An 11,281-nucleotide genomic window follows, 5' to 3' on the forward strand; every position below is an offset into this window, starting at 1 on the left:
TGGAACGTTTCAGTTTCGTTCCGATCTCCCAGCCAAAGGACCGTCCATGGCCCTCACCCGTCCCTCCTGGCGCGTCGTCGCTAGCGCAAGCGTGCTCGTGCTGTCCGCGACGCTGCTCCCGACCATCCCAGCGCCGGCCGCACCACCCGCGATGGCGGCCGCCCCGACGGCGGCCGCCGGCGCGATGCGCGACCTCCTCGAGGAGCCCGGCATCGACGTGCCCGGGTTCGACGAGGCCTCGTTCGCCGACCCGACAGTGGAGAAGCCCGCTGCCCTGTGGTTCTGGGACCGCCCGCAGACCGAGGCGCAGGTCGACGCGCGACTCGAGTCGATGCACGCCGCCGGGTTCACCGAGACCGTGATCTTCCGCTGGTTCGGCGACAGCTCCGAGGCGTACTTCAGCCAGGCGTGGTTCGACCGCATCGAGCACCTCCTCAGCAAGTCCGAGGAGCTGGGCATGAAGGTCTGGCTTGACGACGACGCGCAGTTCCCGAGCGGGGCCGCGGGCGGACTGATCATCAACGGCGGCACGGTCGGCACCAAGACCTACGAGCCGCGCCCCGACCTCAAGGTCAAGACGCTCCGGGCCGCCGGATCGGCGGTCCGCGACGGCGGCACGGCGATCCCGTTGCACGAGCTCTTCGGCAGCAGCGTCGTCCTGGACGAAGGCGAGGTCGTCGCCAACGCCGCCAGCGTCCCAGGCATCACCCTGCTTCGTGCAGGCGCCGGTTGGACCGACTACAACGCCTCGGCGAAGTTCCGCATCATCAGCGCGACGGCCGGGTTCATGGTCCGCTCGCCCGACCCACGTAACGGCTACCTTGTCGACGTCCGAGCCGACGGCGCCGTCGACGTGTGGCGCCAGCAGAACGGCGGCTTCGACCTGGTGCGGCAGCTGCCGACGCCCGCGGGCTGGGTCGAGAGCCCCGATAAGGTCCACGACATCGCCATGGAGCTGGTGGGCTCCACGCTCAAGATCACGCTGGACGGCATCGCCCTCGACACGATCACCGGCCTGACGCAGTTCCCGGCCGGCCGGGTCGGCATGCGCGTCGACGGCACCCAGCACTGGCGCTTGAGCGACCTCCAGGTCACCGCGGTCCCGGGCGGGCAGACCCTGTTCAGCAACGACTTCTCCGACGAGTCCTCGGTCAGCGAGTTCGACACCGAGACCGCGCTGATCGACGACGTCGTCGCCGTGACGGCGCGCCCGGCCACCGGCCCCGGCGCGACCGACCTCGACCAGGTCATCGACATCACCGACTCCTACCTCAGCGACCAGGGCGCCTGGACCGCCCCGGTCGGCCGCTGGCGCCTCGAGGCATACCAGTCGGTCGCCCGCGGGGGCGACCGCGACTCCTACGTCGACTCGATGTCGGTCGAGGCACAGGAGCTCTACCTGGACGTCATCTTCGACGAGTACGCCGAACGCTTCGAGCGGTACCTCGGCACCACTCTCCTCGGCTTCGCCGACGACGAGCCCGAGGTCGGTCGCCACGGCGACGACGTACCCCCGTGGTCCCCCGACTTGGCGGAGCGCCTCGTCGCCGACGGCGCCGATCTCGCCAAGACTGTCGCCTCGGTCTTCAACGACCTCGGCGACGAGGGCACGCAGCTGCGCTCGCAGTTCTACCGATCGATGTCGGACCAGTGGAACGAGGCTTACTGGAAGACCAAGTACGACTGGGCGGAGGAGCACGGCGTCTCCGTCATCTCCAACCCGCTGTACGACGAGTACGGCCCGGCCGGCCGCCTCCACGAGAGCGGCAACCTGATGACGATGCACCAGTGGGCGCAGATCCCCGGCACCGATCTGATCTTCGACCACGTCGAGCGTGGTTTCGTCCGCAACCTGCCGCGCGAGCCCGCCAGCGTGGCGCACCAGCTCGGCCGTCCGCTCGTCTACGACGAGCTGATGGGTGCGACCGGCTGGGACAAGACCGTCGCCGACGTACGACGGGGCACGGCCCAGTCGGCTGTGCGCGGCATCAACAAGGCGCTCTTCCACGCCACCTTCGACGACAACGGCCCGGCGCCGTTCCCGCCGGTCTTCGCCGACGACAACGCCTGGTGGAAGTTCCAGCCCGAGCTCAACACCTGGACCGGGCGGCTGATGGCGTTCGGTCGGCACCTGACCGCGGCCCCGACCGCGCTCGTGCAGATGCAGCGGGCCGCCGAGGCGGCGCAGCGCGGTGACGAGGCGGCCGTCGACGGACCGTTCTTCGCCGCCCAGCACGCGCTGGAGGACCGACAGGTCGACTTCGACATCGTCGACGAGGGTTCGCTCAGCGACGACCCGGCCAACCTGGCCCACGCCGTCGTCACCGCTGGCGGCCTCCAGGTCGGCGAGATGACCTACCGCACGGTCGTCGTCCCGACGGCGCCCATCGTCTCCCTCGAGGCAATGCAGCGCCTGCTCGACTTCGCAGCAGCCGGCGGCGAGGTCGTCCTCGCCGGTCCCGCGCCGACCCGGGAGGTCGAGGGGCGCGACGTCGCCCTCGCCGCCATCGTCGCCGAGCTCGAGGCGGCCGGCGACAACGTCGTCAAGACGGAGGTGCCGGCCGACGCCGGCGCCGCCGCCGCGGACCTGGGTCGCGCCGCGGTCACGCTGGCGACGTCAAACGCCCAGGTTCGCGTGCTGCGCTTCAACCAGGGCGGCAGCACCGGCTACCTGCTCCTCAACGAGAGCAACGCCGCAGTCTCGACCGACCTCACCTTCCCGGAGGCCGGCGTGCCGGCCGTCTGGGACTTCGACGCGGGCACCGTCGAGGAGGCGGCGACCTACCGCGTCGGTGCCAGTACGACGACCCTGCCGATGACTCTGCAGCCCAACGTCCCCGTGGCCGTCACCGTCTCGCCCGGCCTGACCCCGTCGGCGCACGCCACCGGACTGATCGGCCGCGGACAGGTCGAGTCCGTCACCGCGAGCGGCGATGACGTGACCGTCAGCGTGCGCAGCGACCGGCCCGGTCCGGTCGAGGTCACCGCGACCGCCGGTGGCACCGGCCCCGGGCGCACCGGTGTCCTCGAGGTGCCCGCCCTCCCGGCCAGCCAGGCACTCGGCGGCCCCTGGCAGATGCAGCTCGACAACGACTCTGCACCGGTCATCCGGCCGCTGGCGTCGTGGAGCGACATCGCACCGAACTTCTCCGGCGACGCGACCTACACCCGCTCGTTCGAGCTCTCGGCCGCTGACCTCGACGTCGACTGGCGCCTCGACCTCGGCAACGTCGCCAACGCGGCGGTCGTGGAGGTCAACGGTCAGGAGGTCGGTCAGCTGGTGCACGCGCCGTACGCCGTCGACCTGGGCGACGCCCTCGTCGCGGGCGTCAACACGTTGCGTGTCACGGTCACCAACACCGACGCCAACTCACGCGGCCAGGTGCGCACGTCGGGCCTGCTCGGCCCCGTCGCCGTGACACCGTACGCCGTCGTCGAGTCGACCCTCGGCGAGGACAGCAGCACTCGCATCACCGGGGCCTCGGGCGCCCTGAGTGCCGACGGCGCCTCGGCGTCCGTGGCCGCGACTGTGGTCAATTCCGGGCCGCAGGATGTCCGGGTCCGCGTCTCGGCGGCCGGTGACGCCTGGCGCAGCGTCCCCGGCGGCGTCGTCCGGGTGCCGGCCGGCGCGAGCCGCACCGTCGTCGGTCACGCTGTGCCGACCGGCTTCGTCGACGAGGGCAGGAGCGCCGCCCTCGTCGCCGAGGTCATCGATGGTGCCACCGGTGATGTGCTCGACCTGCAGGAGGTGGGCATCACGACCGCGTTCCCGACCCCGCCAGCGGTCGCCGGCGACCACGTCGACCTCGGCAACGCCGCCTCCGAGGCCGCGCACGGGCTGACCGCCTCGCCGACGAGCGGCATCAACACCGAGGCCGGCCTGACCCGCCGCTACGCGGGCTACCGAGTCCCCGACGCGTGGTACGAGTTCGACCTCGCCGCCGAGCCGGGTAGGGACCTTCTCCTGCAGGGCCTCGAGACCTACAACGACATGGCACAGGTCAAGAGCTACCTCGTCCAGGTCGACGGCGTCCTCGTCGCCACGCGGTCGTTCAACCGGTCGCTGACCGAAGAGGGCACCGCTGCCTGGCGCCTGCTCGTGCCGGCTGCGCACATCACTGGCGACAGGGTGCGAGTGCGGTTCCAGAGCCGGAGCAACCCCGACCTCGCCGACCCGTCTCTGGCCGACGTCTGGGCGACGCCGGTCACGCCGTATGCCGCTCCAGGCGAGGCCATCACCGTCGACGAGGCGCCGCGCGTCACCGGGACCGCTGCGCTCGGCCGCATGCTGACCGCGACGGCGGGGGAGTGGAACCAGGCCGGTCTCACCTTCGCCTATCAGTGGACCCGCAACGGTGCGCCGATCGCGGGCGCCACCGCAGTGTCCTACGTCGTCCGGGCCGCCGACATCGGCACCCGCCTGGCCGTCACGGTGACCGCCGCCCAGGGCACCACGACCGGTCGCGCGTCCTCGGCGGCAAGCGCCGTCGTCCCGAAGATCGCCACCCGCACCACCCTCAGGGCCAGCAAGATGAAGGTGAAGGCTGGCCAGAAGGTCACGCTGCGCATCACCGTTGCGCCGGCGACCAAGGGCGTCGTCCCCGCCGGGCAGGCGCAGGTCAAGGTCGACGGCCGACCGGTCCGCACCGTCCCGGTGCGCAACGGCGCCGCGCGCCTCGACCTCAAGCTCACCGGCAAGGGCGTCAAGAAGATCACCGTCGTCTACCTGGGCAACGCCCAGGTCGTCCGGTCGGCCTCCAACGTGGTCCAGGTCCGCGTGGTGCAGAAGGCACGCCGATGAGGCGCAGCGCGGCGTCCCGACATCGGCCACGGTGGCGGCACTCGCCGTCGCCGTGCCCGGCTCGGTGCTCGCCTTCGTGCCGAGTGCCGCGTCGGCGGCCCGCTGTCTCGTCGGTGCGGGTCACCGCGGGCAGTGCCACCACGAGGAGCCGGTCGAAGGTCGCGGCAACGGTCCGCTCCGCGGGTTCGCGGCAGGGCGCCGTCGTCGTGACCGACCCAGGGGGCCCGGGTCGTGCAGCGACTGAACACGCGTACCTCGGCCGCGGGGACGGCCACCGTGCGCCTACGCCGCATCGCGAAGCCGGGCAGCTACCGGGTGGCCGTGCGGTTCGCCGGCACGCGACGTCGAGGGCGGCAAGCGGCAGCACGACGGTGCGCATCACGCGCTGAGCCCGCACTCGCGAGGAGAGCCCGCCTGGCCGTTTCCGGACAGGCGGGGCTCTTGTGACGACGGTCACGCGTCGATATCTTGGTAGAGCCCGCACGTGAATCGTTTCAGAGGATCTCGATGTCTCTCCGCTCTCCCGTCCGTCCGCTGCGCCGCACCGCGACCGCCCTAGCCCTGGCCCCGCTGCTGCTGGCCCCGCTGGTCCCGTCGCACCCCGCGGTCGCCGCGCCCTCCGCGGCCTCCGCGGCGCGGGCCGTCGAGGCACCACCGGCCCTGACCTCGTTGGAGGTGGAGCGCAAGGCCGAGCCCGTGGGTATCGACGTCGACCGGCCGCGCTTCTCGTGGGTGGTCGGGTCGACCGGGCGCGGGGTGACTCAAGAGTCGTACCGGATCCGGGTGGCCACCACCGTCGAGGGCCTCGAGGGCGCGTCTGCGTGGGACAGCGGGGTCGTCGCCTCCGACGCCGTCAGCGTCGAGCTCGACGGCCCGGCGCTCGCGCCGGCGACCGGTTACGTCTGGTCGGTCGACGTCGTCACCTCGGCCGGCGCCGCGGCTGCCACGTCGTCGTTCCGCACAGGCCTCGGCGGTGCACCCGGTTGGGGCGCGAGCAAGTGGATCGGCAACGAGCGCGGCGGCGAGCCGCTGACCCTAGACGGCGCGAGCTGGATCTGGACGCCCGAGTCGGGCGCACCCGTCGCACCCGGTGAACCGCGCGCGTTCCGCACCACCCGCACCTCGCCGGTCGGCAAGTCAGCGACCCGGGCCGACGTGCTCATCACCGCTGACGACTCCTTCGACCTGCGCGTCAACGGCACCTCGGTCGGTTCGACGCAGGGCGCGGTCAACGAGTGGCAGCAGTCGCACCTCTACGACGTCGACCTGCAGCCCACCACCAACGTCTTCGCCGTGCGCACCACCAACGGCGCCGGCTCGCCCGCGGGCCTGGTCGCCCGCGTCGTCGTGCACTACAGCGACGGCACGTCGAGCGCGTTCACCACCGACGGCACCTGGCGCGCCGTCAAGCAGGTGCCGGCTGACTGGGCTTCGCCCTCACTGGACGACAGTGCGTGGCCGACCGCCGCTGTACAGGCGGCGTACGGCACCGGGCCCTGGGGTCGCGGCGTCCGCGCCCCGCAGACCCGGGTCGCGCCCGCGCCCCTGCTGCGTAAGGAGTTCGACGTCGCCCGCGAGGTCGCCGACGCCACCGTCTACGTCGCCGCCGGCGGCTACGCCGACGTGACGCTCAACGGCGAGCCGATCAGCGCCGACGTGCTCTCGCCCGGCTTCGCCGACTACGACGACACCGTCCAGTACGCCGCCACCGACGTCACCGACCAGCTCGACGCCGGCGCCAACGCCCTCGGGCTCGAGCTCGGCCGCGGCTTCTACGGCATGACCGGCGGCAACGTCTGGAACTGGCAGTCGCCGCCGTGGCACGACGAGCCAGTCGCGCGCGCCGTCCTCGAGATCGAGTACGCCGACGGCACCAACGAGCGCGTCGTCTCCGACGACTCCTGGACCATCCACGACGGCCCCACCCGCTTCGACGACCTCTACGGCGGCGAGCTGTACGACGCCGCGCAGGTCCAGCCCGGCTTCGACACCGTCGGCTTCGACGACGACTCGTGGTCGCCGGCCAGCGAGGTCGACGGCCCGAAGGGCGAGCTGGTCCACCAGCGCCAGCAGCCGATCCGCGTCACCGAGGAGCTGCCGGCGGTCGCGGTCACGCAGCCGGCCCCCGGCGTCCACGTCGTGAAGTTTCCGCGGGTGCTCGCCGGCTGGGTGGAGTACACCGTCCAGGGCCCGGCCGGAACCACCGTGCGCGCCCAGGCCGGCGAAAAGCTGCGCGCCAACGGCCGCGTCAACTTCGAGAACAACGGCGGCTTCCAGTCGGGCTTCCAGACCGACCGCTTCGTGCTCGCCGGCACCGGCGCGCCCGAGACGTGGGAGCCGTCGTTCTCCTACAAGGGCTTCCAGTACATCGAGGTCACCGGCTGGCCGGGCGACGCCGCCCCACCGCTGAGCGCGTTCACGGCCAAGGCCGTCAACACCGACGCCCCGCGCACCGGCTCGTTCGAGAGCTCGAGCGCGACGATGAACGCCACGCACGAGGCCACCGTCGACACGCTGACCAACAACATCCACGGCATCCCGACCGACACCCCGATGTTCGAGAAGAACGGCTGGACGGGTGACGCCGCCGTCGGTGCCGAGATGTTCCTTCTCAACCTCGACGTCCATGAGCTCTTCGCCAAGTGGATGCGCGACCTGCACCAGACCCGCGACGCCCAGGGCGCGCCGATGGTCATCGCCCCGAGCTCGGGCAGCTGGGGCGAGTGGGGCGTCGCGCCGCCGTGGCACTCGGCCTACGTGCTGATCCCCTGGTGGCTCTACCAGTATGGCGGCGACGACCGCGTCCTGCGCGAGCAGTACGACGGCATGGCGGCCTACGTCGACCTCGAGTACGGCCGCAGCGACGAGGGCCTAGTCGTCGACAACCGTCTCGCCGACTGGGTCAGCCCCGAGGCCAGCCCGGCCGGTGGCAACGCCCCCGAGGACTCGCGCCTCTCGGCCACGGCTTACCTGTACACGATGCTCACCTCGATGGCCCGCAGCGCCGAGCACCTCGGCAAGCCGGCCGACGCGGCCCGCTTCGCCGCCGACGCCGAGGTCGTCAAGGACACCTTCAACGCCACCTTTTACGACGCCGCTCGCGGCCTCTACCGCGGCAACGGCGACCGCGGCTACCGCCAGACCCACAACGTGCTGGCCGTCGCGTTCGGGCTGGCCCCCGACGCGGCCACCGAGCAGCGCGTCGTCGACAGCATCGTCGCCGACGTGCGCGCCAAGGGCACGCACCTCAATACCGGCGTCCTCGGCACCAAGTACCTGCTGCCGGTGCTGACCGACCACGGCCACGCCGACCTCGCGCACGACCTGGCCGTGCAGACGACGTACCCCAGCTGGGGCTACATGATCGAGCAGGGCGCCACCTCGATGTGGGAGCACTGGTCGACCGACGCCCGGTCCTACGGCCACTACTTCCTCGGCACCGTCGACGACTGGTTCTTCCACTCCGTCGCCGGGATCAAGGCCTCGGAGGAGACCGGCTACCGCGACCTCACCATCGCGCCCGCGGTCACCGGCGACCTCGACTGGGCCCGCGCGACCACCGACACGCCGTTCGGCCCGGTGACCTCCGACTGGCGCCACGGCGACGCCGGCCTCGAGCTCGACGTGACCGTGCCGGTCGGCTCGACGGCGACGGTCGTCGTCCCCGCCGAGAACGCCGCCTCCGTCGTCGAGGGCGAGGGCTTGGCCTCCGAGGCGCCCGGCGTCACCGGGGCGACGTACGCCGACGGCGCCCTGCGCCTCACGGTCGGCTCGGGTCACTACGAGCTGCGCGTCGACGAGTCGTTCGCCGCCCTCGGCCGCGTGCTCGACCGCGTCGCCGACACCCAGCAGCGCGCCGACGAGCACCGCGAGGCCGGTGATCTCGACGCCGAGGACCACACTGTCGTCACCGACGGGCTGGCCGGCGTCCGCGACGAGGTCGTCGCCGCCCTCGAGGCCTCGCTCGCCGACGTCGGGGACGGCGCCACTGCCGCGCTCGTCACCGCGCTGGACCGGGCCCGCGACCTGCGCGCCACCGTTGCCGGCTCCGACGTCGACGGCCCCGTCCGGGGTGACCTCGTACGCCGCCTCGACGCCGTCGTCGCCGCGCTCGAGAACATCGTGTCGCAGCGCCTCGGTGTGTCGGTCTCGGTCGCGCCGCTCTCGACGCCGGTGCAGCCGGGCGACCGGGTCGCCGGCGAGGTCACCGTCACCAACAGCGGCGACGCCGCGATCACCGAGCTGTCCGCGGTCGTCGTCGTCGACGACTGGACCGTGGACTCCTCGGGCCTGGTGCTCGACGAGCTGCCCCCAGGCGCCTCTGCGACCCTGCCGTTCACCGTCACGGTGCCGTACGGCGCCTCGCCCGGCCCCCACGACGCCGACGTCGTGCTCACCTGGACCGGCGACGACACCCACGTCGTCTCGAGCTCGGGCCGCTGGGCCACCGTCACCGGCGGGGTCGCGATCGGCACCGTCACCGGTGCCCAGACCGGCGAGGGCACCGGGAGGGTCACCGTCACCGTCACCAACAGCGGCGCGTCTGCAGCCGACGGCCGGGTCGAGGTCGACGCCCCCGACGGCTGGCCGGTCACCGTGCCCTCCGAGCCCGTCACCGTGCCGGCCGGCGGCACCATCGACGTCGTCGTGCCCGTACTGGTGCCGCGTCGCGTGGTCGCCACCGCGCACGCCTTCGGTGCGACGTTCGTGCGAGGCGACGACGAGCTCGCCGAGGGCACCGGCACGCTGCCGGTCGCCCTGGCCACGCCGCCGACCGGCGCCGTCGACCACGTCGACTTCGGCGAGCAGGCCTCCGAGGCCGCGCACGCCGTCCAGGGCTCGCCGAGCAGCGGCACCAGCAGCGAGGCCGGCCTGACCCGTCGCTACGCCAACTCGACGGTGAAGGGGTCGTGGTACTCCGCCCTGGTCGACGTGCCCGCCGGCGAGCCGTTCGTGCTGCGCCTGCGCGAGACCTTCGACGGCGCGACGACCAAGGAGTTCAACCTCTACGTCGACGGCGTGCTCGAGGGCCGCTTCAGCCTGTCCCGCTCGCAGGGCGGCTCCGGCTGGCTGGCCCACCAGCTGGTGGTCGAGTCTCCGGCGGCGCTGGCCGTGACTGGCGACGGCGAGGCGCGGCTGCGCTTCGAGTTCCCGCTCGACGCGACCAGCTACGACCCCTCCATTGCCGACGCATGGGTGCTGCCCGGCGCCGGCGACGTGGTCGCCCCGCTCGTCTCGGCCCGGGTCGATGGCGACGTCGCCGGCCGCAACGGCTGGCACCGCGGCCCCGTGACGGTGACCGCCGTCGCCACCGACGACCGGCCCGGCGTCCCCGTCGTCGAGGCCGCCGTCGACGGCGCCGCCGGCTGGACGGCGTACGACGCCCCGCTGCGGGTCGTCGGCGACGGCGAGCACCGCGTCGACCTCCGTGCCCGCGACGCCGCCGGCAACCGCTCGGCCGTACGCACGCTGCCGGTCCGCATCGACACGACGCCGCCGACGACCCGCGTGGCCGTCCGCACTGGCGCGACGCCCGACCGCGCGACGGTCACCCTGACGGCCACCGATGCCACCAGCGGAGTGGCCGCCACCTGGGTGCGCGTCGACGGCGGCGAGTGGCGCGAGGCCGCTGACGCGGTCACCGTGACCGGCTTCGGCGACCACGTCGTCGAGCACCTCTCGAGCGACGTGGCCGGCAACGACGAGCGGCTCGGCCGCACGACGGTCGCGCTGCGCGACGTCGACCACCCGACCGCGGTCGCCCCGCCGACAGTCAGCGGCGCGGCCCAGGTCGGCCGGGTGCTCACCGTCACGACCGGCACCTGGAACACCGACGGGCTCGAGCTCCAGCGGCAGTGGCTGCGCGACGGCCAGCCGGTCGACGGCGCCACGGGCCCGACCTACCGCCCGGTCGCGGCCGACGTCGGACGACGGCTGTCGGTGCGGGTGACAGCCACCAAGGCCGGGCTGCCCGACGGCACCGCCACCTCGAGCGCCACCGCACCGGTGCGCAAGGCCCACGCGCGGGTGACCCTGACGGTCGCGCGCCGAGCGGTCGCGGCCGGTTCCTCCGTGCCCGTCACTGTGCGTGTCACGTCGGCGAGCGCCGCCGTCACCGGCCAGGTCGTCCTACGCCTCGACGGCCAGGTCGTGCGCACCCTGCGGGCGACCGGGGCTCCAGTGCGCACGACCGTGCGCATCGCCGGCCGCGGCACCCACCGCCTCGTCGCGGCCCACGCCGGCTCGCCCTCCGTCGCCTCGGCCACCTCAAGCACGGTGACCGTCCGCGCCCGCTGAAGCGTTCCAGCCCTCCATCGAAGCCGAGTCGGCGCACAGGGCCGCCGACTCGGCGTCGTGGTGTCCGCGTGATGGCCGCATCAGGCCAAGCCGACCGGGTTGTGACTGTCGTCACCCGTAATTAGGGTGAGTCCCGACGCTCTCTGAATCGTTTCAGGCCGAATGTCTCCCGAAAGGCCCGCC

General features: G+C 72.8%; 2 protein-coding genes. Both read left to right on the forward strand.

Translation table 11 applies throughout. The features are described 5' to 3' along the window. The first annotated feature begins 46 nt into the window (after positions 1–46). Entirely contained in the window at positions 47–4,801 is a 4,755-nt protein-coding gene (locus AC4MBH_RS24205; RefSeq protein ID WP_491797977.1) for a glycosyl hydrolase, read from the forward strand. Positions 4,802–5,308: 507 nt separating this feature from the next. Next, positions 5,309–11,098 (forward strand): family 78 glycoside hydrolase catalytic domain, encoded by a 5,790-nt coding sequence (locus AC4MBH_RS24210; RefSeq protein ID WP_491797978.1) that lies wholly within the window; start codon positions 5,309–5,311, stop codon positions 11,096–11,098. Positions 11,099–11,281 lie beyond the last annotated feature (183 nt).

It is taken from the genome of Nocardioides sp. WJ219 (assembly GCF_058559815.1).

Bases quoted from the DNA above. Each gene is read 5' to 3' on its own strand.
- AC4MBH_RS24205 (WP_491797977.1), top strand. From the start codon at position 47: ATGGCCCTCACCCGTCCCTCCTGGCGCGTCGTCGCTAGCGCAAGCGTG.
- AC4MBH_RS24210 (WP_491797978.1), top strand. From the start codon at position 5,309: ATGTCTCTCCGCTCTCCCGTCCGTCCGCTGCGCCGCACCGCGACCGCC.